A 25,961-nucleotide genomic window follows, 5' to 3' on the forward strand; every position below is an offset into this window, starting at 1 on the left:
CTGATATCGCTGCTTGTTGAACCCAATGAAACCCGCTGCTTTGCCTACCCCTGCGACCCGTTGTGCGCGGGCGGCTCCCAGCGGTCGATGATTCCGCCGATGGTCAGATCGGTCAGAATCTCGAAATCGCCCGCCGCGTACCGTGCTGCCGAGCCGCTGACGGTAAACACCCAGTTCCCCGCGCGGGCGCCGACCGGGTCGACCGCCACATGCCGGCCCCCTCCGTTGTCGCGCAGCACCCGCAGGGCCATCTGCTTCAGGCCGTCCACCCTGCGCGTGCAGACGAGTGAACCCTCGACCCGAAGGATGTCCATCAGCCCTTCTCCTCCGTATCCGGCGGCGGCCAGCGATCGATGATCCCGACGATCGTCAGATCGCTCGGGTACTCCTTGCTGCCGGCGGCCTCCCGGGCCGCGGAGCTGCCGACACAAAGCACCCAGTCGCCGGGAATGCAGCCCACCGCGTCGACCGCAACCAACAGCGACCGGCCGTCACGTACGACCTGCAGGTGCTTGTGTTCGAGGCCCGCGATCCGATTCGTGGACACCAGCGGCCGCTCTACTTGGCAAATCTTCATCAGTGGCCTCCCTGCGGCGTACCGCGCACGGAGCAGGCGAGCGCCTCGATCGGGCCGCGCGCATTGCAGTCGCGCACGATCTGCAAAGTGTGCAGCAAACCGCGCGCCGACAGATCCTGGTAACGGCTGTGCAGTGCACGGTCCACCCGTTCGCAATGCGCCACCGCGCGCTCGCGCGAGCCCGGTACCTGGCCGTGATAGTCGTAGCGCACGACCACCGGCACCGGCAGACCATGGGCCACATTGAGCCGCGAGCCGATCTTCACTCCAACGTCGAGATCGGGGGCCGCTTCCTCGACCGTGTCCATGTAGGCGAAATAGGTCAGGTTGCGCAGCTGGATCTCCTCGAAACCGATTCCGACGCCGATGAAGCGCTCGGCGTGACCGACGTCGGCGTAGCGCCCGTCGTGGTAGCTGCGCACGTAGTCGATCTGCGACAGATTGTTCGCAATCAGCCGTGCCGCCAGCCGCGCCATCCCGTCGGCGACGCCCGGCGCGGACGCCTTCACGCGCTCCAGGATCCGGGCTTCCGCCTCGACGGCCGGCAGGCGCACGGTGTCGGCATACAACGCCTGCGCCTCCACGCCCGTCTGCGGGTCGACGCGTCCATCCGCACCGGGCACATGCACACGGATCGCGTCGGTATCGGTATCCATGCCGATCAGCAGCAAATCGATCGATGCGCCACAGCAGAAGCTGTTCTGCACCGCCTGCTGGAATCCAAGCAGGCGTTCCAACCCCGCCTGCGCCGCCTTTTGCTCGTCCGATCCGTGCGCCGCGCAGCCCTCATGCTCCGGGTCGCTCGAGCTGTAGTGGTACACCACCGCCTTCAGGTACCGGGTGGGCGCATCCGCCGTATTCGGGCGCCCTTCCCGAAACCGCAGCATCTCCGTCTCGACCCATTTCTGCAGACTGTCCTCGATATCGAACAGCGCGCCCGCGTAGGACTTGCGTCGAACCGCGCGGTAGGGGAGCCGGAGCACGTAGCGGATCACATGGGCCAGCCGCCCGTCCGCGCAGGGCGACACGTCCAGGGTATGGAAACCACAGTCCTGCAGGAACGCCTGGAACGCATCCTCGTCGCCGGACCCCAGCGGATCATCAGTAAAGAACTCGTCGCAGAACCGGCGATACGTCTCGAACACGCACCACGCGAACAGCCGCCGCATGTCGAGCTGTGTCACCCAGGCGTCCCCGAGAATCTCGGGCGGCAGCTCGAACCCGAGTTGCTCGCGCGCGATCGCCTGGGCCCGCATCTCGAAGTTCTCCTCGTGCTGCAGACCGGACAGGCGCTTCAGCACCGGCACGATCGTGTCGAAGGAGTCCTTTACACGTCGCTCGTACGCGAACAGATAGGCGTTCTCGTCCCCCTGCGTCAGCGGGTGCAATCCCCGCGTCACTCCACCTCCGACGGACGGGCGGGCTGAACGTCGCGGGGCCACCGGGGCGGGCGCGGACGCCGGTCCCTGGGACCAGAACAGCGGGCGTGTCGATTGACGGCGGCCAGGAAGCATGTCGGTTCTCCCCGGGGATCAACCCCGGGCCCCTCCCGAGTAAGTCACCAGCGCGCCCCGTTCCGTGTTGCCACTGCCACCGGTCACCTTGCCGACGGGCGGAGGAATGTCCTCGTTGCGCTTCGGCACCGGCTCCGGCGGCATCGCACTCATCGGGCCTCCCCGACGCGTCGGATTGCGCCGCATCGCCGAGGCCCCTTCGGTACCGGTCACGCGGTCGCCGCGATCCCAGTCGTCGCCAGTGATCCGGACACCGCCATCCATGCCCTCGCCGGTCACCCGGGACTTCACTCGGCCCCCGACGGTCTCGGCGGTCGCTGGGATGGCGTTGGCGTCCGCGTTCGCATTCGTCGGAGACGACATAACGCCGCGTCCGAAGCGAAATTCCTCGGTGCCGGTAACCTTTCCCGTGGCCATGCCGAACGGACCGGTGATCTGGCCCTGTTCATAGCGGGTGCCGGTCACGGCGCCGGTGATCTGGGGCGCAACGGCGGCATGCGACGGCGCTATCACGCTGAACTGCTCCCAGGGCTCCCTTTGCCCCGCGACCGGCTGTGGAAAATCCGGGCTGCCGGGCTCGGCCGGCGTCGCCGGGCAGACTTCAGCGAACTGGTCCGCACCCACGTACGGCGTGCCGCTGACCGGTTCGCAGGCGCCCTTGGCTGCGCCCGTGATCGGGCCGCCGATCCCGGGCTGGATGCCGGTGAGCGCGGGACCTGGCGTCGCACGCTGAGGCCGTGTGCGCGCCTGGCTCGTTTTGGTCTCGCCCGGCTCGCAATAGCCGCGATACTGCTCGACCCCGGCGTAGGGCGTACCGGTAATGGCGTTGCAGGTACCCGGTTCATCACCGGTGACCTTCCCGGAGCGCCCCGTCAGGGTTCCGGTGACGGCCATGCCCTTGAACGTCTGCGACAGACCGACCTTCTCGTCCTCCGGCGCGGGTACCGATTCGCAGAAACTCTCGAAATGCTCGCTGCCCAGGTATGCATCACCAGTCACATTACGACAGCTTCCGGGTTCGTCGCCGGTGACACGCTCGGAACGGCCGACCATGGTGCCGGTCACCGCCCCCCCCCTGAAGGTGGTTGTCGTCCCGACCTTCGCGGGCGCCTGGCCATTCCCCTGCTGCATGTACTGCGTGCCGGTCAGTGCCCGGTTAGCACCAACCTCGTCACCCGTGACGCGTTCCGAACGGCCAACATTGCTGCCGGTCACGCTCTTGCCTTTCTGGCTCTGGGCCACCGTGATCTTGCCGGCGGCCGGCTCCGGGCGAACCCCGCAAAAGGCATCGATCTTGTCGGCACCGAGATACTCGGTGCCGGTGACGCGCGCACAGGTGCCGGGCTCGTCGCCGGTAACCCGGGTACTCCGACCCACCTCGTTGCCGGAAACCCGGTTGCCGTGAGAGGTCGGGCTCACCCCGACTTTCCGCGGCGCCGTCGTCGGTTCCGTCTGACAGAAGTCGCGAAAGATTTCGGCACCCATGTACTCGGTGCCGGTCACCGGATTGCAGGAACCCGGTTCGTCCCCGGTGACGCTGCGGCTGCGCCCGACCATCGTGCCGGTCAGGTGCTGCCCGTACGCGGTCTCGCTGGCACCCACTTTCGGGGGCGCGTCCTTCCGGCTCTTCTGCGGACGCACGCGCCCGCAGGGCTCAGCTTTTTTTTGGCCGGCATTGCCGGTGCGGCTGCGCTGCTCGCGCAGCGCCCGGGCCAGCTCGCGCCCGGACAGACCCGGGTTCGTCGCCCGGGCGGTCTGCGCAGTCGTCATGCCGCGGGGGCTCAGGCCGGCCTTGCCGCGCGCCGACTGTGCCTGCCTGCGGGCCAGCGCCACCGCCCGGCTGGTATTCGCCACCACCGGTTTCTTGCCATTGGGGCGGACCTTGGTCCGCGCCGCAGACCGCGCACGCACCGCAGGTGCGCTCTCGCGAGCAGAACGCGCTTCCGGCGCTGTGTCCTTCTCACCCTTGCAGCCGCAGCCACAGCCGGAACGCCCGTCATCCTTCGGGTTCGCCGGACCCGCCGGCGGCTGTACGTCAGCCGCCGTCCGAGTGCGGTCCGCCTGCGAGAGGCCTGCCTTGCCGCGATTGGACATCGCCTCGCGTCGCGCCCGGGACGCCGCACGTGCCGCGGGCATCATCGGCTGCACGGAACGGCCCGAAGCGACCGAGCGGGACGTGCCGGCGCCGGCAGTGCTCGCGGCACTGGCAGCCGGACGGGCCGCGGGCGCACTGGGGCTGGGACGGGGGTGCGCGGGGGCCCCGCCGCTGTGCGTGGGTGTCTTCGTCAGTGCGGCCTTTCCGGCTTCGGAAAGGGCGCGCCGCCGGGCCATGGATGCCGCCCGTGCGCTGCTGCTGTGTGAAGGTCCTGCCATTTCAAACCCCGTCGCGTGGTTGCTCGAGTCCCGTTGCACCGCGGTCACTGTCCGATCGGACAGTGACCGCGTCCCGTGCCGTCAGCCGCGGCCTTCGTAAACCACGAAAGACGCGCCCTGGGTCTGGGCGTAGGCGTCGTAGCCCAGCAGCCGGATGTGGTGATCCGGATAGGCGCGGCGGCAGGCCTCGAGTTCGGCGACCACGTGGCCGAGGTCGGTATCGCCGAAGAACGGCAGCTTCCACATCGGCCAGTAGTGATTGAACGCCTTGCTCGGATGCTCATGCTCGATCGCCGGGGTCCAGCCCTGGGCGATGATGTAGGCGATCTGCTCATGCACTTCGTCCTGTGAGAGCTTGGGCAGGAAGCCGAAGGTTTCGAGCGTCTGGGCAGTCTGGTAGTCGCCCATTTCGTACATGGTTGCCATGTTCGTTTTCCTCGTTTCGATTCGGTTACAAGTTCAGTGTGGGACAGGCACGGGCTCAGCCGACGTCCAGCTTGTCCACGGTCTCGAACTCGAACTTGATCTCTTTCCAGGTTTCCATCGCGATCGCGAGTTCCGGGCTGTGGCGGGCGGCATCGGTCAGGATCTCGCGCGCCTCGCGCTCGAGCTCACGACCCTCGTTGCGCGCCTTCACGCAGGCCTCGAGCGCGACGCGGTTGGCGGCGGCACCCGCGGCGTTGCCCCAGGGATGGCCCTGCGTGCCGCCACCGAACTGCAGCACCGAATCATCGCCGAAGATCGCAACCAGTGCCGGCATGTGCCAGACGTGGATACCGCCAGACGCCACCGCGAACACACCAGGCATCGAGCCCCAGTCCTGGTCGAAGAACACGCCGCGGGCGCGGTCTTCCGGCACGAATGCTTCGCGAAGCTGGTCGACGAAACCCAGCGTGGAATTGCGGTCGCCCTCGAGCTTGCCGACCACGGTTCCGGTGTGCAGGTGGTCACCGCCGGACAGGCGCAGGCACTTGGCCAGCACGCGGAAATGGATGCCGTGCTTCGGATGACGGTCGATAACCGCGTGCATCGCGCGGTGGATGTGCAGCAGAATGCCGTTCTTGCGGCACCACTTGGCCAGACCGGTGTTTGCGGTGAACCCCCCGGTCAGGAAGTCGTGCATGACGATCGGCATGCCCAGTTCCTTCGCGAACTCGGCGCGTTCGTACATCTGCTCGGGGTCCGGGGCGGTCACGTTCAGATAGTGGCCCTTGCGCTCGCCGGTCTCGGCCTGCGCCTTCATCACCGCCTCGGCGACAAACTCGAAACGGTTCTGCCAGCGCATGAACGGCTGCGAGTTGACGTTCTCGTCGTCCTTGGTCAGGTCGAGACCGCCGCGCAGACACTCGTACACCGCACGGCCGTAGTTCTTCGCGGACAGACCGAGCTTCGGCTTGATCGTCGCGCCGAGCATCGGGCGGCCGTACTTGTTCAGCTTGTCACGCTCGACCTGGATGCCGCTGGGCGGGCCCATGCAGGTCTTGATGTAGGCGATCGGGAAGCGGATGTCTTCCAGACGCAGGTGCTTCAGCGCCTTGAAGCCGAAGACGTTGCCGACCAGCGAGGTCAGCACGTTCACGATCGAGCCTTCCTCGAACAGATCGAGCGGGTAGGCCACGAACGCGTAGAACGATTCCTTGTCGCCAGGCACGTCCTCGATGCGGTAGGCACGGCCCTTGTAGTATTCGAGGTCGGTCAGCAGCTCGGACCACACGGTGCTCCAGGTGCCGGTCGAGCTTTCCGCGGCCACGGCTGCGGCCACCTCTTCGCGGGGGACACCGGGCTGACCGGTGACCTTGAAACAGGCCAGCAGGTCAGTGTCGAGCGGGACATAGTCCGGGGTCCAATACTTTTCCCGGTATTCCTTGACACCGGCTTCATAGGTCTTAACTGCCATGGTCGACTCCTGCTTCAATTACTGGATGGAAGTGCCGATCGAACCTGCGCGAAGTCTATGGACGCAACGCATAGTATTCCAATCGGTCTTTTCTTCAGATCGCATAGACTTGAGCCTATGTAATGACCGCGTGGAACCTGAGGAGATTACTGCGGCCCAGTGCATTCGCCAAGGGCGCACGGAATTCGGCGTTCCCCAGCAACCGGTCGCCGGGACAATGGCTTGGCCCGGCATCCCGGAAGGGTGGCTTGTGGCGATGCCGGGGAGCATTGCGGGCCGGGTCTATACTCTAGTGGCGGCAGGAACGGGACCATGGAGGTGCCACCATGAATCTGGCGAACAGGCTGAAAACCTTTCTCGACAGTCGCGGTGTGCAGTATGAAATCGTCGGACATCCGCACACCACCTCGGCCAATCGGTCCGCGGAAGCGGCACACGTACCGGGCGACGCGCTGGCCAAGGGCGTCGTGGTCGAGGACGCGGGTCAGTACCTGCTCGTGGTTCTGCCCGCGACTCACCGCCTGAAACTCGGGCGCCTGCACCACGCGCTCGGCGCCCATGTGGGGCTTGCCACCGAGCCGGAGGTCGCTGAGCTGTTCGCGGACTGCGAGGCCGGGGCAGTGCCGGCGCTGGGCCCTGCCTACGGGCTGGAGACCGTCCTAGACGACTCGATGGCCGTGCAGGACGAGGTCTTCATCGAGGGCGGGGACCACGAATCGCTGGTACGGCTGCGGGGCGAGACCTTCCGTTCCCTGCTGGGAAATGTACGCCAGGGCGATTTCAGCGTGCATATCTGAGCGGGAAACCGGTCGCGACGCCCGTGCCGCAGGCGGGCCCGGACACGCGTGCCCGCCGGGCCTTCGGTCAATGGCTCGCCGAGCGCGAATCGGTTCCACCTTTGCCTTTGCCCGGCGTTTGTGTAATAAAGGCGCAACGCTACCGGAAACCCCGGCGCAGGTAGCACGAATCCGATCGACACGGCGGCCCGCGCTTGCGTGGGCCGTTTTTTTGTTCGTCCCGAACTTCTTGAGGCCACCCCGACATGACCGAGCGACCGACGCTGACCCTCTCGTCCCTGGATCTGCACCGCATCGAGCAGCTGCTGGATGCCCTGTCGCACGACGCGCTGAAGGCGCACGCATCCCTGCTGGAAGAACTCGAAAGGGCCAACGTGGTAGAACCTGGCGACGTGCCATCCACCGTGGTCACGATGAATTCCACCGTTCGTTTCCGAACCGAACCGGACGGCAAGGAGTTCGAGCGCACGCTGGTCTACCCCGCGGGGTTCGACGGCAGTCCGGAAAAGGTGTCAGTGCTGGCCCCCATCGGCAGCGCGATGCTGGGGCTCTCGGTCGGCGACAGCATCGAGTGGCCGGCGCCACGCGGCGGCACGATGACTGTGCGAATCATGGAGATCCTCTACCAGCCCGAGTCCTCGGGCGAGTTCCACCGCTGACGCCCCCCGGGGCCAGACGTCAGTCCGGCGGGATCTGCATCGGGCCTCGATGGACCTCCCGCAGGTACCGGACACGGGCGCCCCCCGGGACTGCAATCGTCGGGAACCGACGGCCCGCCGTCAGAAGCGCATCTCGGTAGCCAGCCCCAGCGCCCAGGCCTCGCGCCGGTCTGGATCGTCGTCTTCACGCGGCCAGAAGTAACCGAGGATCACCTCGCCCAGCAGCCAGTCGCGGTAGACCGGCCGCCGGTAGATCCCACGAACCCCGTACTCCCGCACGCTCACATCGTAGTCCGTCTCGCCGTTCGCCAGCACGTCAAGGGACAACTCCCGCTGTTTGGGAAACGTCTTCAGCGTGCCCAGGGCCGTGGCCCAGGCGACACCATCCGTCTCGGTGCTGAAAGTGGCCGAGTTGCGCCATCGAAAGCCGAAATCGTCGGCAAACGCATAGCCATAGTCCAGGGCGGTGGTCGAACCCAGACCGTCACGGACTGCCAGGAAGATCGTCTCGGTGAACTCCAACCTCGACTGCTCGGTCGGCCACCAGTCCTTCTGGTACCGGGCCTGGCTGTACAACTTGTAACCACCGCGAACCCCCGCCCGCAGACTGACGTTGTCGCGCAGGAAATAGCCGATCCCGGCAAAGAACGTGGAGTCGTCCGTGCGACTCTCCGGCAACAGCAGCTGCGCGCGCCGGAAGGTATCCGGCTGGTCGGTCACCAGCTCGGCCTCGTTGTCGCGCCCAAGGAACACGAAGGCACGCTCGTTGACATTGGGCATCGTGACGTCGAGCCGAAAACGCACCCGGGCCTTGAAGCCTTCGTCCTCACGCTGCAGCCCCCGAACGTAGACGCTACCGCTGACCTCCCCCCCGGATTCATCGAAAGGCTTGTCACCGAACCAGCCGTCGACCCCCCGCACCAGCCAGTTCGCGGTCGTATCGACGCCGCGACGGGTCGTCTCCAGCCATTCCAGCCGAGGCCCGTCGCCCTCCGCTCGCCGAGGCTCCACGACTTCGGAATCCGCCATCGGCTCGACACTGTTCGCCGCGCTCTCGTCGGTGTCATCGTCGGGGGTATCACCCAGTACCGGCGCGGCCAGGAACAGGCCAATCGCCATACCCAAGACCCACTTCTGCATGCTCAGCATCCACCGCCCTCGTTCAGAACCACGCCGCTCCATTCATCATCGCGTGGAGCGAAGCCTTCAGCCGCGCGCACAATACAGCGGGACGTGGCGACCCATAGGGCATTGATCCACCGCACTGAATCTGGACTACTCGCTGCGCTCGCCCTATGCGGGCCAGCCTGCGCCTGTTCAACGCGCCACGCGCGTTAGTCGCGCTGCGCTCGCAATGACAGGAACCCTTGGTCGACGTGTCTCTGGGGACGGCACACGGTACACAGCGAACGCCTGCGGGTCGGGTGTCCCCGGGTTTCGCGGGCCTGCAAACACTCACCTCTTGAGAAACACTCATGGCTGTCCGCGTTCCGGCTCGAGCGCTATTCTGACCCACGCCGCCCCTCGAGCGATAGTCTCGCCCCCGCAAACGGCATGTCAGCCTGAACCGGGCACATGGTTCGTCCCAACCCGATCTCCGCTTGAACGCCGACCGTCGGGACTGGCAGCAGCACTACGTTCGCCATCGCCGTTCCTGCGCCCTTCATCCCGACTCCGGAGGCGGCGGATAGCAGCGGTCGAACGCCTGCACCGGCAACGGCTCCGAGAACAGGAATCCCTGCATCCACCGGCAGCCATGGGCGATCAGAAACTCGCGCTGCCCCGGGGTCTCGACGCCCTCTGCGATCACCTGCATGCCCAGGTCACGGGCCACCGAGATGGCTGCCAGCGCGATCGCCGCATCGTCCGGGTCGTCCGGAAGATCCCGGACGAAAGAACGGTCGAGCTTGAGGCGGTCGAGCGGCAGCCGCTTCAGGTAGGCGAGGCTTGAGTAGCCGGTACCGAAATCATCCAGCGCCAGCTTCAGGCCCATCCCCGTCAGCGTCTGCAGCCGCCGGCTCAGCGACGGCGAACCGTCCATCAGCGCACTCTCGGTGATCTCGAGTTCGATCCGGGAGGGATCGGCACCGGTCTCGGCGATGATCCGTGCGACCTTGTCGGCGAAATCGGGCCGTGCAAACTGCAGCGCCGAGATGTTGACCGCCACGGACAGGTGCCGGTGACCCTGCTCACGCCAGCGCGCCTGCTGCTTGAATACCGTGCGCATGACCCAGTCGCCGATCGGGATGATGAGCCCCGATTCCTCGGCGACCGGGATGAACTCGCCCGGCAGCATCGAACCGTGTTCCGGATGTTGCCAGCGCAGCAATGCCTCGACACCAACCAGAACCAGGGTCTCGGCATCGAACTGCGGCTGAAAGTGCATCGTAAACTCGTTGCGGTCGAGCGCCCGCCGCAGCCCGCTCCCCACCCGCAGGCGTCTCAGCACCCGCACGTTCATCTCCTGCACGAAGAACTGGAAGGTGTTGCGCCCGGCGTCCTTGGCACTGTACATCGCCGTGTCGGCGTGTTGCAGCAGGGTATCGACATCCGCGCCGTCGGCCGGGTGGACCGCAATACCGACACTGGCCGACAGCGTCAGTTCGTGGCCGTCCACGACCATTGGGCGCGCCAGCACATCCAGCATCTTGCGGGCGACCGTACCGGCGTCGTGGGGTCGTGCAAGCCGCGGCAACAAGGCCACGAACTCGTCTCCCCCGAGCCGAGCCAGCAGATCCTCTTTACGCATGCACGACTGCAGACGATGTCCTGTCTCGGCCAGCAGTCCGTCGCCGACGCGATGACCCAGCGAATCGTTCACCGTCTTGAACTGGTCGAGGTCCAGGAACAGCACCGCCAGGCAATCGCCGTGGCGTTGCGCGATATCCAGCGCCGAGCGTGCACGCATTGCCCAGAGGTTTCGATTCAGCAAACCGGTCAGCCCGTCGTAATGGGCCAGTCGCTGAATGTCCGTTTCGGCGCGTCGAGCCTCCGTTACATCCTGTGCGGTACCCAGCACCCGCTGCAGACGCCCGCCCTTCCACTCACCCTCGACGACGACATGAACGATCGACGACGCACCCGGATTCCGCAGTCCACAATCCAGCTCGACCGCGTCAGGGGTCGTGTGCAGTCGTTCGATCGCTTCCTTCAGGCGCCTCGCATCGCCGGGTTCGAATGCAGCCAGCAGATGCCGCAGTTCGAAGCGTTCCATGTCCGGCAGCGGGACCAGCGCCCGCAATCCGTCCGAGCACCGCAGCAATCCATCCTCCGCCTCCTGTTCCCAGCTGCCGAGATGGGCGATCCGCTGGGCTCGTGCCAACGCATCCTGCTGATCCCTAAGGCTCCACGTGGTTCTGGCCAGTTCGGCGGTGCGCTGCTCTACCAGCGTCCCGATCCTCCGTGCCTGGCCGGAGGTCATCAGCAGAAAGGCTCCGAGCAGGCCGGTGGAAAACAGGCCAAAGGTCAAAGTGGCATAGGCAACCCATGTGCGTCGTTCCCGGAGAAACGCATCGTCGGCCACCACGCGCAGTTCCCACTGCCGTCCCGCAAACGCAATCGGGAACGTCGACGAGAGCGGGCCAGTCTCGGGCGCTTCGGCGCCGCAGATGTCCGGTCCCGTGAGGCGCCGGTTGCCGGGGGCGGCATCGCGATCCATCAGGCACGCCCGGAGACTTCGCGCGAGCGAATCCCCGATCACCGCATCCATCAGGTCATCCATCCGGAAGGCTCCGCTCACCAGTCCGGGTTGACCACCGGCGACCCCGGAGACGGCGTGGTAGATCACCACGCCCCGCTGAGCCGCGCGCTCCTGCGTCAGCAGGAACGGCTCACTTGCGATCGGGCGGCCCTCCGTCAGCGCGGCGGCGATTGCTTCGCGCGCGGGCGAAAACGACGCCGGATTCAGCCCGAGCACGCCGCGATTGCCTTCACGCGGCTCCACATGCAGGATCGGAAAATACACCTCTGCTTCCGCGGCGGGCGCAACGCGCACCGCGGCATCTGTCAGGCGGTCCAGCACGCGGTACCCCGGGATCGATTGCGACACCGCCCGTTCGAACTCCGCACGTTCATCCGCACGCACGCTCGGGTTCCACGTGAAGTTCTGGGTACCCGGGTGGCGATCGAGCATCGGCAGGACAAACCGCCGGAACTCAGCGGCGGTGTGTGCGGGATCGTGGCCGACGAGGCGCTCGATCGCGACGATCATGTCGATCTGGGCATCGAGCCGTTTGGCCGTCAGAGTGGCGACACCCTCGGCCTCGCGCCCGAACTGCTGCTCGATGCGGCGCTGCTCCGAGTCCCGAATCCCCTGGAACGCGAACATCGTCAGGGCCAGGGTGACCAGCAGCGGCAGGGCCACCGTGAACAGCCGGGGCCGCCACACCGGCCGCGGCCGCCCGAACAGCACGAACATCAGCGGAGCGGCGACCATCACGCCCAGGCTGTCTCCGAGCCACCAATTCCACCAACTGAAGAACGCATCCGGCAAGCCGATCACGCCACTGAACATCAGCGCCGGCACCGCCACCGACGCACTAACCAGGCAGCTCACGGGCGCGACCACCAGCAGAAACAGCGTGATGCTGCGGCCGGCATCGAGAGGGTTCGGGAAACCGATCAGGCGCTGGGCCAGCCAGTACCCGAACAGCGCCTGCGCGGTCGCGCCAACCGGAGCGGCCGCAAGGATCGCCAAGCTGTGCACCCCGGCATCCTCGCTGGCCAGCAGCTGCACCATCGCGGCCCCGGCGGCCCCCCCCGGCCACACGCCCGTCCCAAAGATCAGCATGGCCGACAGTGCAATTCCGGCAGGCGGAAACACCTGCGACACCGAATAGGGCGGCACCGCGACCTGGAGTGCGACCCATCCCGCAATCGCATACGCCGCCGCCAACGCGATCGAGCCGGAAACCGAGACGCGCATCAGTGGATTATGGCCGCATCGGCGCGGCAAGCGTAAGCTGCAGCCCAGCGGCCATCGCCGATTCCGGTCCTTCGGAACGCAGGGTGCCGGTTCCCTGGCAGGCTGCCCGGGCCGCGTTTCACCCGCCTGCTGCCCGGCCACCCCCGGGCCCGCCGCTGCCCGGTGGCACCCAGACGTTGCGCAGCGGCTGGTGAGCGCGTTCCGGCAAATCGCGGGAAAAGCGCAGTTCAATGCCGCCCGCAGTGCGTACCCCGACGATCCTCCCCCGGCGGACCCGGTACAGCCGCGCGACGTCGCTGCAGCCGCGCACGAACGCGGACGGCGGATCCCCGCGCAGCACGCGCGCCCGCCCGTCGTTCAGGTCGATCACGAAGCGTACGCGCACGTGCATCAGGAACACCGCGAACACCGCCGCCATCGCCAGCAGCACCCCGATCAGCGCAAGTAACGCGGTCACGAGGCGCCAGCCCTGCGGAGCTGGGAAATTCGGCGGCGGGAACGAGCCATCAACGGACTTCGCCGCTGGCCGCCGGCTGCGCGCAGCGGAGCACCTCGCGCAGCCTGCCGAACTTGCGCCGGTACTGGGAAGGGGTCAACTTCACCGCGCGCTTGAACAGACGGATGAAGAAACTGGCGTCTTCGTATCCAAGATCCTGGGCGATCGCCTCCACCGGAGCCCGGGTCGCTTCGAGCATCTGCTTGGCCTCCTCGATGCGGACAGCATGCACGTACTGGATCGGCGTCATCCCGGTCGCCTTCTGAAATCGCCGCACCAGCGAGCGTTCGGACAGCCCGGCGATGCGCGCCATGGCCGCGACCGGCGCCGGCGCATTGTAATGCGTCGCCGCCCAGACCTGGCACTTGGCGACCACGGCATCCTCCGTCTGCCGGCTCGCCGAGAGCCGCGCGAACGGCTGCTGGCCGACATGGTGCCAGTCAATCAGGTAGATCCGCGCGAGTTGCATCGCCGCATCAACCCCGGCGACCCGGGCGATCAGGAACAGGCCGAGATCGAGCCATGACGATCCCCCACCCGCCATGATCAGGCGCTGCCCCTCGCCCGCTGCCACCAGCGAGCGCTGACGCTGTACACGCACCTCGGGGAAGCGCGTCGCCAGCGCATCGCAATACGCCCAGTGGGTGGTGGCATCCTCGCCGTCCAGCAACCCCGCCTCGGCCAGCAACAGCGCACCGGAGCAGGCAGCGGCGAGAATCGAGCCCTGGCGGTAACACGCCCTGAGCCAGTCGATCTCCCGATCGAACCGCCCGGCGAGTGAAGTCGTCGGGGCCACGAGAATCTCGGGGATGCAGACGAGATCCGGGGCGGACGTCTCGCCCAGCACCGCATCCGGCACCACGGTCACACCGTTCGCAACGCCGAATGGCTCGTTTCGTGCGGCCACGATCCGCGGCATAACCAGCGCCGCGCCGGGTGTGCCGCTGACGATCATCCCCCAGTCCCGCCCCGCCGAGTGAAACAGGTCGTTCAGGCCGTACATCACCGACGCCGTGGCCTCGGGGAACGCGAGGATCGCCGCGGTGACGGGCGTAGAGGCCTCGGGCGCGGCACTCATGGCGGAAACGTCCTGCTCCTGTCCGAATTGGCCACTGGGATTCGCCCCTACCCCCGCTACGATGGATTCCACGGCCATTCTCGATCGTGTGGGAAACCGGCCGACCCGCGGATCTGGCGGGAAACGGAAGCGGGCCGCAGCCAGCACACCCCACACCACGGTCTCCACACGATCGCCGCTGCCGGCCGGCGCCGGCCTGGAGAAACCACCATGAAACAGACCGACCTGCTTGGCAACCCTGCCACTGGGACCACCGACGCAGCCCTGCTGCACTACACGCAAGCACTGCACGAGCTGCATTGCTGGCGCGCCGACCCGGTCGCGACCATCGAAACGGCGATCGCGGAGGCCCCGGAGTTCGCGATGGCGCAGCTGCTGCACGCCTGGCTGCACCTGCTCAGCACCGAGCCCGACGGCGTCGCGGTGGCGCGCGCCGACCTCGAACGAGTGCAGCAGTTGCCGCTGAACCACCGCGAGCGTGGCCATGCCGAGGCGGTCGCCGCGTTCGCGTCTGGCCACTGGCAGTGGGCCACACGCATCCTGGAAGACGTGTCGATCGACTACCCGCGCGACGCGCTGGCGCTGCAGGTGGGTCACCTCGGCGACTATCTGCGCGGCGACTCGCGCATGCTCCGGGACCGTGTCGCCCGGGTATTCGGCCGGTGGGGCAGCCGCGACCCGGGCTACCATGCGCTGCTGGCCATGTTCGCGTTCGGCTGCGAAGAAAACGGCGACTACCGGCGCGCCGAGGACTTCGGCCGCCGTGCGCTGGACCTGGAGCCGGAGGATGCCTGGGCGCACCATGCGGTGGCCCACACGTTCGAGATGGAGGGCCGTGCCCGCATGGGCATCGAGTGGATGCGCGAACGCGAACGCTTCTGGGCCAACGACAACTTCCTCGCCATCCACAACTGGTGGCATCTGGCGCTGTTCCATCTCGACTTGAACGATGTCGACACAGCGCTGGCGTTGTTCGACGGCCCGATCCACGGCACCCACTCCAGGATCGCGGTCGACCTGATCGACGCCTCGGCCCTGCTTTGGCGACTGCAGCTACGCGGTGTGGACGTGCACAGCCGTTGGCAATCGCTGGCCGCAGCCTGGCGCGAGGTCGCGCACCCGGGCCTGTACGCGTTCAACGACTTCCACGCGATGATGGCGTGGGTCGGCAGCGGCGACGGCGAGCGAGCCGCGCGCTGGACCGCGGCCCAATCGACGCAGGATCGCGACCCGGCGGGTGAGCAAGCAAGCGATAACGCTGCAATCGCGGCATCGCTGGGCAAGCCGCTGCTCGAAGCGCTCGCGGCGTTCGGCCGCGGCGAATATGCGGCCGCGGCTGGATTGCTGCGCGACCTGCGGCCGGCTGCCCATCGCCTCGGTGGGAGCCACGCCCAGCGCGACGTGATCGACCTGACGCTGGTCGAGGCGGCCCGCACCGCCGGGCAGTTCCCGCTGGCCCGGGCACTGGTGGCCGAGCGCATCCACCTGAAACCCGACAGCGGCTGGAACCGGGATCTGGAACAGCGCATCGCCGCCTGAACGCGGTACCACGCGAGGGGTCCGTGCGGCCCCTCGTTGCCATTCCAGCGCCGGCGACGGGCCGGGATGCCGGGTCCACGGTAGACCGGAAGCCGCCCAGCGGCATCAGGCTCCCGGCCGCAGCAGCGCCTCCAGTGCGACCTCGACGGTGCGATCCCCACAGGTGACCCAGGCGATTCCTTCCTGAATCGTGCACTGAACGTTCATGTTCCTGGACGCCAGCGCGGCCAGGGTCTCGCCGGCCTCCTGGGACACCCGCAGCACCGTGAGGTTGCGCTGCCCGGACAGCAACACGCCATGCTGGCGCCACCAGACGCCCACGGTACGGCCGTAGGCCAGCACCGTGACCTGCCGCGCCTGCCCGCAGGCCTTGCGGATGTCGCGCGCGTCCGGCGTTCCGACATCGACCCAGTGCGCGATCGAGCCGGTCGGGTCCGGGTCGAACAGGTCGGCCTCGTCTTCGGTGGACAATCCCCGGCCAAAGCGCAGGCTGTCGCTCGCGTACAGACAGAAGGCCAGCAGCCGCATCATCAGGCGCTCGTCGGTCTCGGACGGATGGCGTGCCAATGTCAGCACATGGCTGCCGTAATGCGACCGGTCCATGTCGGCGACCTGGAGATCCACCTTGAAGATCGTCGCTTTCAGGGCCATGGGCTCGGGTCGCGGACTGGATCCATTGAGACGTGGGTGTCGATCCGTAATGAAGGCCCGAAGTGTAACGCGAACAAGCAGCCACGGAAGAACACGTACATCCCGGAGAATGAAGTGACCGTGGGCGCCATGGATTGCATCCCAATCCATGAAAAATTCGGGATCGGCCAATATCTGCGCCAAGAAAACGCCATTTGGCACAACAGTTGCCATGCAATCCCTAGAGGGGCGGAAGAGCGCAGCGTCATGCGGCGTTCGGCGTTGGCGCTGCCCCGGTGCTCGCGGCAACCCCAGTGCCGGATGGCGGCCTTCGGCCTCGTCCGCCCTTCGCTTGGTGACGGTCGCGGATGCCCGCACCGGGGCCGGATCCACCTACGAATTGGCCCGGCGCATGCGCGCCTCGACGCGCGCGGCGGTCAGCAGCCGATGGTCGACCACTTCGGGATACAGGGCAAAAACCGCTCGATTTCGAACACGTGTTCACGGGCAGCCCGTTCCAGACGTTGACGCACGGGACGCGGCAGGCTTCGACACATCAACAGCCGCGGCGCGAGCCTGCGGACGTAGCGATCGCAAAGCACCTGTTGCGGCTCGTCCTGCCAGTCTTCCCGGATCAGACAGGGCGGGAAATCGCCCCCAGCCGGATCCCCGCGCTCGAACCAGGCTGCCCGCGGTCTTGCGCCCGCACGCTCGGCGACCATTCTCTCCAGGCGATAGTTCACGGGAGGCACATAGAACGCCTGCGGGGGTTCCGGGGCCTGCACCTTCAGTTCCGAAGCGGGCATCGCCTGCCATTCGACCTGCGGGGGCGGCAACGCCGGTTCCTGCTCGTCCACGCTGGTGTACAGCAACGCGAGTGGCATCTCGTCCCGGGCATCCAACAGCCAGTACTCGAACCGATCTGCCGCGTCAAAGGGCAGGCGCGCGGCGTTCACCGCCTCGAAGAGACGCTTGCTGGCGGACCGGACTTCATCGACATCCAGGGCCGGATGCACGGGATGGCTCTCCAGCCGGTGCTGCCTGACGGTGCCGACCGCGGCGTAGTTGTACCCGACGATGCGGGTGTAGGTCGCCGCCGGATCGGCCCTTGGCCTGCCCGACTGCGCCCGCGGGCTTGCCGGCAGCCTGTACTGAATCGACCAGTAGTCGCCGTCCATGCTCAGCGCCCGCGCCCTGCCCATCTCGGCGATCTGGACCACGCCCACGAACGGAAGCAACAGTCGCCTGGAGTACAGTTTGATCACGTTGAAGCCTCCCCCCGCTGAACCGATTGTTGGACCAGGGCCCGGCCGGGATGCTGCGCAGGTCTCCAATACCAAGAGGCCCGGGCTGATAGAGACCTGTGATTCCGAACCGCGCCGGGCGATACTCTACGATCCAGCCCTCGAATCTTGTTCGGACATCAAACTGCATGTTCGTTCGACTCCGTTTGCCGTCGGGGTTTCCCGATTCTTGCGCCGCAGCGGGTCCCAGCCATCAGAGACCGGGCCACTGCAACTGGCTGACAAGCTCGATACGGCATCGGGAAGTCGCATGCCATCAGCCGCTCAGCCTCGCACCGCGTCGAGGAAACCGGCCATGTGGGGCAAAGGCGCGTCGGCGGCCCGCACCGCTGCGTACAGGGTTCCGGCCAGGCCCGCGGCCCCCAGCGCTGCGGTCTGTACCCGGCCATCGGCCACGGCATGGGCGCAGGCCCAGTCCGGCAATGCCACGATCCCCTGGCCCAAAGCCGCGAGTTCGATCAGCATGGTGGTGCTCTCGACGACCCGAACCCGTCGTGGCTCGACGCCGGCCGGCCACAGAAAACCCACGAAGACGTCCAGCCGAGCCCGCGAAACCGGGTAGGTAAGCAGAGTCTCGCCTGCCAGGTCGGCGGGCAACACGTGGCGACGCGCGGCCAGTGGATGCCCGGCCGCCATCGCCAGCCTCGTTTCGTAGGCAAACAGCGGCATCCACGTCAGGCCCGGCAGATCGCGCCGGTCGGGGCTCAGCACCACGTCCAGGCTTCCTTCCAGGAGTCGTGGCAGCGGGTCCAGGCTGGCGGACAGCACCACGTCGAGTTCGACGCCGGGGAACCGGTCCCGGTAGACACGCAGGCGCGGCAAGAGCCATTCCAGGCAACTGTGACACTCGCCCGCGATATACAGGCGCCCGCGCTCCCCGCGCACCAGTTCCGAGAGCCCGGCGAGCGTCTCGTCCACCTGCGGAATCACGCGATCCGCCAGGGACAGAAGCGCCCGGCCCGCCTGCGTCGGTCGCAGCGGCCGGGTGGAACGGTCCACCAGCACCACACCCAGCCGGTCCTCCAGCTCCTTCAGCTGATGCGACAGCGCCGACTGGGTCAGGTGCAGCCTGCCGGCGGCCGCGGTCAGACTGCCGGCGTCGGACAGGGCCGACAGCGTCCTCAGGTGGCGCAATTCGATCATGTAAATATCTCATAGTACGGTGAAAATGTTTCGCTTGTGCTCATCATATCAACCCGGGACACTGCAGACTTCACGTCACGAGAGGCTACGACCATGACCATCCTGCATACCCTGGGCATGCCGCGCATCGGCGCAAACCGCGAACTCAAGTGGGCACTCGAGGACTACTGGAAAGGATCGGGTAACGCCGACGCGCTGCTGGGCGTCGCGCGCGAGCTGCGTGCCCGTCACTGGGCCCTGCAGGCCGACGCGGGTTGCCGCTATGTTGCGGTAGGCGACTTTTCCCTGTACGACCACGTGCTGGACATGAGCACCCGCCTGGGTGTCGTCCCGGCCCGGTTCGCAGCCACGAACGATGCCGTGGAGCTCGACACCGTGTTCCGGATGGCCAGAGGACGGGCACCGTCCGGCAGACCCGCCTTTGCCTGCGAGATGACGAAGTGGTTCGACACCAACTACCACTATATCGTGCCGGAACTGGTACCGGACCAGCGCTTCGCACTGTCGCGCGCGGACCTGTTCGAACACGTCGAGGAAGCGAAAAGTCTGGGCTATCGCCCAAAGGCCGTGCTGACGGGTCCGCTGACCTGGCTCTGGCTGGCCAAGGCCCGCGCCGGGCTGGACAAGCTCGGCCTGCTCGATGCCCTGGTCCAGGCCTATGGGGCGATGCTGGCCCGCCTCTACGCGCTGCAGGTGGAATGGGTACAGCTCGATGAACCGATCCTGGCCCTGGACCTGCCGGCGGCCTGGCGCGTTGCATTCGAACGCGCCTACCACGGCCTGCAGCGAACGCACCCGCGCATCCTGGTGGCCAGTTACTTCGGCGGCCTGGGGGACAACCTGGTGACTGCCGCCCGGCTACCCATTGCCGGCCTGCATGTCGACGGTGTCAGCGCCCCGGACGAACTAGCGCAGGTTGCGGACTGGCTGCCCCGGCACAAGGTGCTTTCCGCGGGCTGCGTGGACGGAAGGAACGTCTGGCGCAGCGATCTCGGCGCCGTGCTGAACCGCCTGGAGCCGCTGCAGGCCCGGCTTGGCGACCGGCTCTGGCTCGCACCTTCCTGCTCGCTGCTGCACGTGCCCCTGGACCTGGCCACCGAATCCGAACTCGATCCCGAGCTCCGTTCCTGGCTGGCGTTCGGCCGGCAGAAAATCGAGGAGCTGAGCCTGCTGGGCCGGGCGCTCGAGCGCGGGCGCGAAACGGTGGCCGAGGCCCTCGCCGGCAACCACAGCGCGCTGGCGACACGCCGGGCATCGGCACGCGTCGTCCGGCCGGAGGTGCGGGCGCGGCTGGCCGCCATCGACCCCGGCGATGCACGGCGACCTTCCCCCTATCCGCAGCGCGCCCGCGTCCAGCAGACATGGCTGCAGCTGCCGGCCTACCCTACCACGACGATCGGCTCCTTCCCCCAGACCGCGGCGATCCGCAACGCCCGCCGGGACTTCCGTTCCGGCCGCCTGAGCCGGGAGGGCTACGAGACGCGCATGCGCGCCGAGATCGCCGATGCCGTGGCCGCACAGGAACGGCTGGGCCTGGACGTGCTGGTACACGGCGAGCCGGAGCGCAACGACATGGTCGAGTATTTCGGCGAGCAACTGTCCGGATACGCGATTACTCGGGGTGGCTGGGTACAGTCCTATGGTTCCCGTTGCGTGAAACCCCCGATCATCTACGGCGACGTGGCCCGCCCATCGCCGATGACGGTGGCCTGGAGCCGCTTCGCCCAGTCGCTCACCAAACGGCCCGTAAAGGGCATGCTCACGGGTCCAATCACGATGCTGAAATGGTCGTTCGTGCGCGACGACCAGCCACGGTTCGTGACCGCCCGCCAGATCGCACTGGCGCTGCGCGACGAGATCGCCGATCTGGAAGCCGCGGGCATCGGGATCATCCAGGTCGACGAACCGGCGTTCCGGGAGGCGCTGCCGCTGCGCGCAGGCGATCGCGACCGGTACCTCGAAGAGGCGGTGACCGCGTTCCGGCTGGCCACCGCGGTCGCCTCCGACCGCACGCAGATCCACACGCACATGTGCTATTCGGAGTTCAACGACATCATTACCGCCATAGCGGCCCTGGACGCGGATGTGATCACCATCGAGACCGCACGCTCTGACATGGAACTTCTCGGTGCGTTCGCCGAGTTCGAGTACCCGAACGGGATCGGTCCCGGCGTATACGACATCCATTCGCCCAACGTACCCGAGGTCGACGCGATGGTGGGGTTGATGCAGAAGGCCGCGGCGCGGATCCCCGCGCAACGTCTCTGGGTGAACCCCGACTGCGGTCTGAAGACGCGAGCCTGGCCGGAGGTCGAGGCAGCGCTGGCCGGGATGGTGGAAGCGGCGCACAGGCTGCGTTCATCGGGCCGGGTGGAACCCATTGCCATGGGTACTGCCGCGGCCTCCGCTGCGATCCGGTAGCACGGCAGCGGAAGCTGCCCGCACGGTGGCCTCACGGCGGGTCTAGGATCGTATCTAGAGGGGCCTGTGTCGGGCCATCCGTATCGACGAGGGCAGCGGTCTTCCCTCGCCCGGGCCGGTCATGCCCGGCCGCCACGCCTTGCGCCACATGATGGCGGCAGTTCCGGCGGATCCTGCTGCCCAATGGCGCAGGGGTCTGAATCCGGCACGGCCCGTCGGTGCGGGTGGGGTCGGGGCATGGGCCGCGGTACCGTGACGAAAGGCAGGAGCCGGGCCAGGATACGGCCTCATCGAACGGGCCCAGGCGCGCTTCGGCCGCAATCACGGATAAGCGCTGGGAGATGCGTTCGGTGTCACCTGGCGCAGTGACGGGAACGGGAGGACGCGATGTACCGATGGCTGGTTGCTATGCTCATGATGTGGGCACCCTTGCAAACCCAGGGCGACATGGAACCCGGAACGAATCCTGCGGTCGACCTTCCCGAACCCCGGTTGGCGGGCACGGTCAGCATCGAACAGACACTGGCCGAGCGCCGGTCGGTACGCAGCTTCGCGCCCGCAGCGCTGGACCTGGACCAGGTCTCGCAACTCGCCTGGGCGGCGCAGGGCGTCACCCGGCGCGCGGACGGCTTCCGTACGGCGCCGTCGGCCGGGGCGACGTACCCGCTCGAGATCGACCTGCTGGTCTCGGGGATGGCGGAGATCCCGGACGGGGTTTATCGCTACGATCCCGGTCGGCACCGCCTGGAGCACCGGATCACGGGCGACCTACGCCGCGCCCTCCACGATGCGGCATTGCGCCAGTCGCCCATTCTCGCGGCCCCGGTCGTGATGGTCATTTCGGGCCAGGTCTCGCGCACCGCCCGGCGCTACGGCGCCCGGGCCACGCGGTACGTGTTCATGGAGGCGGGGCACGCGGCACAGAACGTCTACCTGCAGGGGGTCGCGCTGGACATCGGCACCGTCGTGATCGGCGCCTTTCACGACCGCGAGGTCACGGCCGTGCTTGAACTCCGCGAGGGCGAGCAGCCGCTGTACATCCTGCCGCTGGGGAGAACGACCGACCGCTGACCGCCTCGCCGGAACGCAAGTCGCTGCCCCGCTAGCAGCCCAAGTCCGACAGGCTGCTAGACCAGATCGCGCGGTATCCGTGCGTCCCAGTTGCGCGAGTACACGCGGCGCTCGCCCTCGTAGGCGTCGAGCTGGGCATGCAGCAGGAACTCGGTCGGCGTCGACGTGAGTACGGTGCGCGTCACGGTACGCACGGACCAGTCCCCCCGCCGGAAACCCCGTTCCCAGAGCGTCTCGCCGCGGATGGAGTTGAAGTCATCACCTTCGTAGCTATACCACTCCAGGGCCTTGCGCTGCATCTCGAGATCGAGGGCTTCCAGCAGCACGGTCCCCTGATCGTTGACCACCTCGAGTGTCGACCGATCTTCCGCGAGGTCGCGGGTCACCCGCCAGTGGTGTGCCTGAGGCGTCAGCTGGCGAACCGGGGTCGAGGCAGGGCCGCCCTGCGGCTCCGGAAAACCGATGGCGGCGTCGTCCGCGTCGCGGGGCGGACGCACCGGTAACAACAGGTGGCTGGTACCGGCGGTCACCCGCAGGCAGACCGGCTCTGGAGCCGGCCAGGCCAGCGGCCAGTACGAAGTCGACAGCGAAAGCCGCAACCGGTGCCCGGCCGGAAAGTGCTGCGCCACGTCGTTGAATTTGATGCGCACCTGGTACACCCGGCCCGGCTCCAGCGGCGCCGGAGACTCTGAACTGTCGCGGTGGGTCAGATTGAGCAGACCGTAGGTAACGCGGGTCGTCTTGTCGTCGGGGGCCACATCGGAGAGGCGCGCGGCGACCATGGCCACCGGCCGGTCCACGGTCAGCTGCAGATCCAGCTTCGCGGCACCGAGGATCTCCAGCGGTTCGTCCAGCGGTGCGCTGGTGAAGACCATCGCGCCGCCGTCCTCCTCGCGCTGGTCGTGGGGCAGATCCGGGGTCGCGGCATACGAGCACCATTTGCCCGCGAACAGGCCCACGCTGAGCGGCGAACGCAGCGTCATCACGCGCTCCGGGACTGCCTCGGACTCCGGCTCCAGGGTGCCCGGCCAAGCCAGCGTGAAGAACTGCCGGTGCACCTGTGGCGATGGCCATCCGGGCTCGCCGACCCACCAGCCCGGGCGCTCGTCGTAATACGTCGTCGGAGGCACGCTGTCCTGCATCCATACCCGCAGCATCGGTTCGTTCATGATCCCGGTCTCGCGCCCCTTCAGCCAGCGATCCCACCAGCGCAGGCACTCCTGCAGGAAACCGATGGCCGGCCCGGGAACGCCCTGGTGCGGATACTTGTGGCTCCAGGGGCCCACCAGCCCCAGCCGCGGCACCTGCAGGTTGGCCAGCAACCGGAAGACCGCGTTGGAATAGCCGTCGGCCCAGCCGCTGACCGCCATCACCGGGCACTGCACCGCGGACCAGTCTTCACAGATCGAGCCATGCTGCCAGTAGTCGTCGCGCCGCTGGTGACGCAGCCACTGCTCCAGCCAGAAGCCGCTGCCCTCGAGACGCTGGAACCAGAGGTCACGCCATTGCGGACCGACGATTTCGGGGTCCGGCGGAAGCGAGTTGTACGCGAACATCGTCGAGGCCCAGGAGAGATTGTCCCCGAGCAGACAGCCGCCCATGTGATGCACATCGTCCGCGTAGCGGTCGTCGGTGGAACAGACGCTGACCACCGCCTTGAGTGCGGGCGGCCGCATTGCGGCGATCTGCAGGCCGTTGAACCCGCCCCAGGAAATCCCGATCATCCCGACGCCCCCGCTGCACCACGGCTGCTCGCTGATCCAGCGGATCACCTCGACGCCGTCGTCGAGTTCCTGCTGCAGATACTCGTCCTGCAGCACGCCCTCCGAGTCGCCGCTGCCGCGCAGATCCACGCGCACGCAGGCGTAGCCGTGGCCGGCGAAATAGCGGTGGATCACATCGTCGCGGATACGCGTGGAGTCGCGCCGGCGATAGGGAATGTACTCCAGGATCGCCGGCACCGGGTGCGCTTGTGCATCGTCCGGATGCCAGATCCGGGCGGCCAGCTGCACCCCGTCGGACATCGGGACCCAGACATGCTCCTGTTCCCGGACCTGAACGGGGAGATCGGCAACCACCCTCATGCGTTTTCCTCCGCCTCCGCGCGGGCCTCGGATTCATTCACCGCGGCGAACTGCAACGGCAGACGTGCGAGCACCTGCCGATAGATCGGCTCCAGTGCCGCATGGCCTTCGGCACCCACGAAGACCACAGCCACCTCGTAGCTGTAGCTGTCCTGGAAGCGCAGTTCGGCGAGCCGCATCCCCTCGGTCACCTCGATCTCGATCACCACACCGGGGAACGCCGACTCGATGGCCTCGATCTCGACGTCGGTGGGGACACGCACCACCCGGGCATCTTCGTGGCGCCGCACCATGAATTTCGCGGCACAGGCGAAGCGTCCCTGCCTGCTCGGCATCCGCGGGCGCCGGCCGAGCCCCAGATCGATCATGACCTGATGGTGGTAACAGCCGTCGACCATCTGAAACAGCGGCGCATGTGATTTCGAGATCCGGCAGTTGATCTCCAGCAACCAGATCCGGTCGGTATCCTCGTCCCAGTAGAATTCGATATTGAACGGAGCATCATCGTAGTCGACCTGCCGGATCACTCGGGCCGCGATCTCCGCCATGCGCCGCTGGACCGGCTCGGGCAGCGTCGATGGATACTCGTAGCGGGAGAACGAGGACCCCGCCCGGCCCTCGCGCAGGGAATCGACGGTGCCGTAGATCAGCACGTCCCCGTGCCACGAATAGCCCTCCAGCGTGCACTGCCGGCCGGTCGAGATCAGCGACTCGGCGATGCAGTGGTTGCCACCGATCGATCGAATCTCGGGCGGCAGCGTCGCGTGGTCGAGCACCTCGTTGAAGGGGTCGCCGAAGCGCCGGATCCCGGACCGAATGCGCCCGATCGCAGCCCGGAACTCATCGGCATCGCGGACCAGAAAACCGAGGTGCGAAAGCACCGACTTCACGGGTTTGATCCAGAACGGAAAATCCAGCGTCACCTGGGAGAGCGGCTGGGGCGCAAACGGATCCACTGCACAGAAGGCCGGGATATGCCCGGGCACCACCCGCGCCTGTTCCAGGCGGCTCCAGTACTTGTGTTCGCACTTCAGCACCGACTCCAGCGTGGGGCCGGGCAACCCCAGTGCGTCGCGCAGGATCGGCAGCACGGTGCTGACCGGGAAATCCCAGTAGCCGACGACCGCGTCCACCCGGCCGGGGAATTCCCGCAGTCGGCGACGTCCCCTATCCAGCAGTTCCCGGACGGGAAACCGCTCGCCGCACTTGAGCTGCCGATGCGTGAACAGCGGATGGAACGCGTACCCGTTGGCACCGGGAAGGTTGCACAACTGTCCCAGGTGAAACTCGTCGAGACCCACCACGAAGATGTGGAGCGGGTCCGGGCTGTCGGAAACGGACATCGCAATTCACCCTGGTTCACCGGTAGCTTCAGGTCAGCCGCCGGCACCGCGAGTGACCCGCGAATCGCGATTGACCGGCGCCACGCGCCCTCGTTTTTGACTGCATATACT

General features: G+C 67.2%; 20 protein-coding genes. 5 read left to right on the plus strand and 15 right to left on the minus strand.

Annotation, left to right across the window (positions count from 1 at the left end; genetic code table 11):
* Nucleotides 1–44: 44 nt before the first annotated feature.
* From TVNIR_RS14095 to TVNIR_RS14120, 6 genes are all read right to left on the minus strand, one after another.
* On the minus strand, nt 45–314 hold the full coding sequence (locus tag TVNIR_RS14095) for a carboxysome peptide B (protein WP_015259731.1): 270 nt from the start codon (nt 312–314) through the stop codon (nt 45–47).
* Nucleotides 314–577: a carboxysome peptide A gene (locus TVNIR_RS14100; protein ID WP_015259732.1), complete on the minus strand. Its 264-nt coding sequence runs from the start codon at nt 575–577 to the stop codon at nt 314–316. Before TVNIR_RS14100 ends, TVNIR_RS14095 begins: the two co-directional genes overlap by 1 nt.
* Complete coding sequence (locus tag TVNIR_RS14105; protein WP_083499471.1) at nt 577–2,091, minus strand: carboxysome shell carbonic anhydrase; 1,515 nt, start codon at nt 2,089–2,091, stop codon at nt 577–579. The genes TVNIR_RS14100 and TVNIR_RS14105 overlap by 1 nt, the downstream gene beginning before the upstream one ends.
* An 18-nt stretch (nt 2,092–2,109) precedes the next feature.
* Nucleotides 2,110–3,945 (minus strand): CsoS2 family carboxysome shell protein, encoded by a 1,836-nt coding sequence (locus tag TVNIR_RS14110; RefSeq protein ID WP_237251647.1) that lies wholly within the window; start codon nt 3,943–3,945, stop codon nt 2,110–2,112.
* Nucleotides 3,946–4,545: 600 nt separating this feature from the next.
* Nucleotides 4,546–4,890, minus strand: coding sequence for a ribulose bisphosphate carboxylase small subunit (locus TVNIR_RS14115; RefSeq protein ID WP_015259736.1), 345 nt, complete (start codon nt 4,888–4,890; stop codon nt 4,546–4,548).
* Between the two features lie 55 nt (nt 4,891–4,945).
* Nucleotides 4,946–6,361 (minus strand): form I ribulose bisphosphate carboxylase large subunit, encoded by a 1,416-nt coding sequence (locus TVNIR_RS14120; RefSeq protein WP_015259737.1) that lies wholly within the window; start codon nt 6,359–6,361, stop codon nt 4,946–4,948.
* Between the two features lie 326 nt (nt 6,362–6,687).
* On the opposite strand from TVNIR_RS14120, the gene TVNIR_RS14125 reads away from it, so the two are divergent.
* On the plus strand, nt 6,688–7,158 hold the full coding sequence (locus TVNIR_RS14125) for an aminoacyl-tRNA deacylase (protein ID WP_015259738.1): 471 nt from the start codon (nt 6,688–6,690) through the stop codon (nt 7,156–7,158).
* Between the two features lie 245 nt (nt 7,159–7,403).
* Nucleotides 7,404–7,817 (plus strand): nucleoside diphosphate kinase regulator, encoded by a 414-nt coding sequence (gene rnk, locus TVNIR_RS14130; protein ID WP_015259739.1) that lies wholly within the window; start codon nt 7,404–7,406, stop codon nt 7,815–7,817.
* 120 nt (nt 7,818–7,937) lie between these two features.
* On the opposite strand, the gene TVNIR_RS14135 is transcribed toward rnk, so the two are convergent.
* The 4 genes from TVNIR_RS14135 to TVNIR_RS14150 all read right to left on the minus strand — a co-directional run bounded on the left by TVNIR_RS14135 (nt 7,938) and on the right by TVNIR_RS14150 (nt 14,315).
* On the minus strand, nt 7,938–8,966 hold the full coding sequence (locus tag TVNIR_RS14135; protein WP_015259740.1) for a hypothetical protein: 1,029 nt from the start codon (nt 8,964–8,966) through the stop codon (nt 7,938–7,940).
* Nucleotides 8,967–9,480: 514 nt separating this feature from the next.
* The gene (locus TVNIR_RS14140) at nt 9,481–12,741 is read right to left on the minus strand and encodes an EAL domain-containing protein (RefSeq protein WP_015259741.1); all 3,261 of its coding nucleotides are present in this window, start codon (nt 12,739–12,741) and stop codon (nt 9,481–9,483) included.
* A 118-nt stretch (nt 12,742–12,859) separates the two neighbouring features.
* A complete protein-coding gene (locus TVNIR_RS14145) occupies nt 12,860–13,159 on the minus strand; it encodes a DUF3634 family protein (RefSeq protein WP_043740726.1) in 300 nt (99 codons plus the stop codon).
* Between the two features lie 88 nt (nt 13,160–13,247).
* The gene (locus TVNIR_RS14150; protein WP_015259743.1) at nt 13,248–14,315 is read right to left on the minus strand and encodes a GlxA family transcriptional regulator; all 1,068 of its coding nucleotides are present in this window, start codon (nt 14,313–14,315) and stop codon (nt 13,248–13,250) included.
* A 210-nt stretch (nt 14,316–14,525) separates the two neighbouring features.
* On the opposite strand from TVNIR_RS14150, the gene TVNIR_RS14155 reads away from it, so the two are divergent.
* Nucleotides 14,526–15,854 carry a tetratricopeptide repeat protein gene (locus tag TVNIR_RS14155; protein WP_015259744.1) on the plus strand — a complete coding sequence of 443 codons (1,329 nt, stop codon included), beginning with the start codon at nt 14,526–14,528 and terminating at the stop codon, nt 15,852–15,854.
* A gap of 105 nt (nt 15,855–15,959) precedes the next feature.
* Here TVNIR_RS14155 and TVNIR_RS14160 read toward each other — a convergent pair whose 3' ends face one another.
* The 3 genes from TVNIR_RS14160 to TVNIR_RS14170 all read right to left on the minus strand — a co-directional run bounded on the left by TVNIR_RS14160 (nt 15,960) and on the right by TVNIR_RS14170 (nt 18,931).
* Nucleotides 15,960–16,505, minus strand: a complete 546-nt coding sequence (locus tag TVNIR_RS14160; RefSeq protein WP_015259745.1) for a YaeQ family protein — start codon at nt 16,503–16,505, stop codon at nt 15,960–15,962.
* 416 nt (nt 16,506–16,921) lie between these two features.
* Complete coding sequence (locus TVNIR_RS14165) at nt 16,922–17,749, minus strand: hypothetical protein (protein ID WP_015259746.1); 828 nt, start codon at nt 17,747–17,749, stop codon at nt 16,922–16,924.
* 303 nt (nt 17,750–18,052) lie between these two features.
* Complete coding sequence (locus TVNIR_RS14170) at nt 18,053–18,931, minus strand: LysR substrate-binding domain-containing protein (RefSeq protein ID WP_015259747.1); 879 nt, start codon at nt 18,929–18,931, stop codon at nt 18,053–18,055.
* A 93-nt stretch (nt 18,932–19,024) separates the two neighbouring features.
* Here TVNIR_RS14170 and metE point away from each other — a divergent pair, with 93 nt between their 5' ends.
* Together metE and TVNIR_RS14180 are read left to right on the plus strand one after the other, a co-directional pair.
* Complete coding sequence (metE, locus tag TVNIR_RS14175) at nt 19,025–21,352, plus strand: 5-methyltetrahydropteroyltriglutamate--homocysteine S-methyltransferase (RefSeq protein ID WP_015259748.1); 2,328 nt, start codon at nt 19,025–19,027, stop codon at nt 21,350–21,352.
* Between the two features lie 387 nt (nt 21,353–21,739).
* Nucleotides 21,740–22,423, plus strand: a complete 684-nt coding sequence (locus TVNIR_RS14180) for a SagB/ThcOx family dehydrogenase (RefSeq protein ID WP_083499473.1) — start codon at nt 21,740–21,742, stop codon at nt 22,421–22,423.
* A gap of 56 nt (nt 22,424–22,479) precedes the next feature.
* Here the strand turns inward: TVNIR_RS14180 and TVNIR_RS14185 are convergent, their stop codons facing one another.
* Together TVNIR_RS14185 and TVNIR_RS14190 are read right to left on the minus strand one after the other, a co-directional pair.
* Nucleotides 22,480–24,507 carry a CocE/NonD family hydrolase gene (locus TVNIR_RS14185; protein ID WP_043739783.1) on the minus strand — a complete coding sequence of 676 codons (2,028 nt, stop codon included), beginning with the start codon at nt 24,505–24,507 and terminating at the stop codon, nt 22,480–22,482.
* Nucleotides 24,504–25,850, minus strand: coding sequence for an ATP-grasp domain-containing protein (locus tag TVNIR_RS14190; RefSeq protein ID WP_015259751.1), 1,347 nt, complete (start codon nt 25,848–25,850; stop codon nt 24,504–24,506). Before TVNIR_RS14190 ends, TVNIR_RS14185 begins: the two co-directional genes overlap by 4 nt.
* Nucleotides 25,851–25,961 lie beyond the last annotated feature (111 nt).

Source organism: Thioalkalivibrio nitratireducens DSM 14787 (assembly GCF_000321415.2).
Classification (GTDB): domain Bacteria; phylum Pseudomonadota; class Gammaproteobacteria; order Ectothiorhodospirales; family Ectothiorhodospiraceae; genus Thioalkalivibrio; species Thioalkalivibrio nitratireducens.

Bases quoted from the DNA above. Each gene is read 5' to 3' on its own strand.
- TVNIR_RS14160 (WP_015259745.1), bottom strand. From the start codon at position 16,505: ATGGCCCTGAAAGCGACGATCTTCAAGGTGGATCTCCAGGTCGCCGAC.
- TVNIR_RS14120 (WP_015259737.1), bottom strand. From the start codon at position 6,361: ATGGCAGTTAAGACCTATGAAGCCGGTGTCAAGGAATACCGGGAAAAG.
- TVNIR_RS14095 (WP_015259731.1), bottom strand. From the start codon at position 314: ATGGACATCCTTCGGGTCGAGGGTTCACTCGTCTGCACGCGCAGGGTG.
- TVNIR_RS14170 (WP_015259747.1), bottom strand. From the start codon at position 18,931: ATGATCGAATTGCGCCACCTGAGGACGCTGTCGGCCCTGTCCGACGCC.
- TVNIR_RS14115 (WP_015259736.1), bottom strand. From the start codon at position 4,890: ATGGCAACCATGTACGAAATGGGCGACTACCAGACTGCCCAGACGCTC.
- TVNIR_RS14105 (WP_083499471.1), bottom strand. From the start codon at position 2,091: ATGCTTCCTGGCCGCCGTCAATCGACACGCCCGCTGTTCTGGTCCCAG.
- TVNIR_RS14150 (WP_015259743.1), bottom strand. From the start codon at position 14,315: ATGAGTGCCGCGCCCGAGGCCTCTACGCCCGTCACCGCGGCGATCCTC.
- TVNIR_RS14180 (WP_083499473.1), top strand. From the start codon at position 21,740: ATGTACCGATGGCTGGTTGCTATGCTCATGATGTGGGCACCCTTGCAA.
- TVNIR_RS14145 (WP_043740726.1), bottom strand. From the start codon at position 13,159: ATGGCGGCGGTGTTCGCGGTGTTCCTGATGCACGTGCGCGTACGCTTC.
- rnk (WP_015259739.1), top strand. From the start codon at position 7,404: ATGACCGAGCGACCGACGCTGACCCTCTCGTCCCTGGATCTGCACCGC.
- TVNIR_RS14140 (WP_015259741.1), bottom strand. From the start codon at position 12,741: ATGCGCGTCTCGGTTTCCGGCTCGATCGCGTTGGCGGCGGCGTATGCG.
- TVNIR_RS14185 (WP_043739783.1), bottom strand. From the start codon at position 24,507: ATGAGGGTGGTTGCCGATCTCCCCGTTCAGGTCCGGGAACAGGAGCAT.
- TVNIR_RS14135 (WP_015259740.1), bottom strand. From the start codon at position 8,966: ATGCTGAGCATGCAGAAGTGGGTCTTGGGTATGGCGATTGGCCTGTTC.
- TVNIR_RS14155 (WP_015259744.1), top strand. From the start codon at position 14,526: ATGAAACAGACCGACCTGCTTGGCAACCCTGCCACTGGGACCACCGAC.
- TVNIR_RS14125 (WP_015259738.1), top strand. From the start codon at position 6,688: ATGAATCTGGCGAACAGGCTGAAAACCTTTCTCGACAGTCGCGGTGTG.
- metE (WP_015259748.1), top strand. From the start codon at position 19,025: ATGACCATCCTGCATACCCTGGGCATGCCGCGCATCGGCGCAAACCGC.
- TVNIR_RS14100 (WP_015259732.1), bottom strand. From the start codon at position 577: ATGAAGATTTGCCAAGTAGAGCGGCCGCTGGTGTCCACGAATCGGATC.
- TVNIR_RS14190 (WP_015259751.1), bottom strand. From the start codon at position 25,850: ATGTCCGTTTCCGACAGCCCGGACCCGCTCCACATCTTCGTGGTGGGT.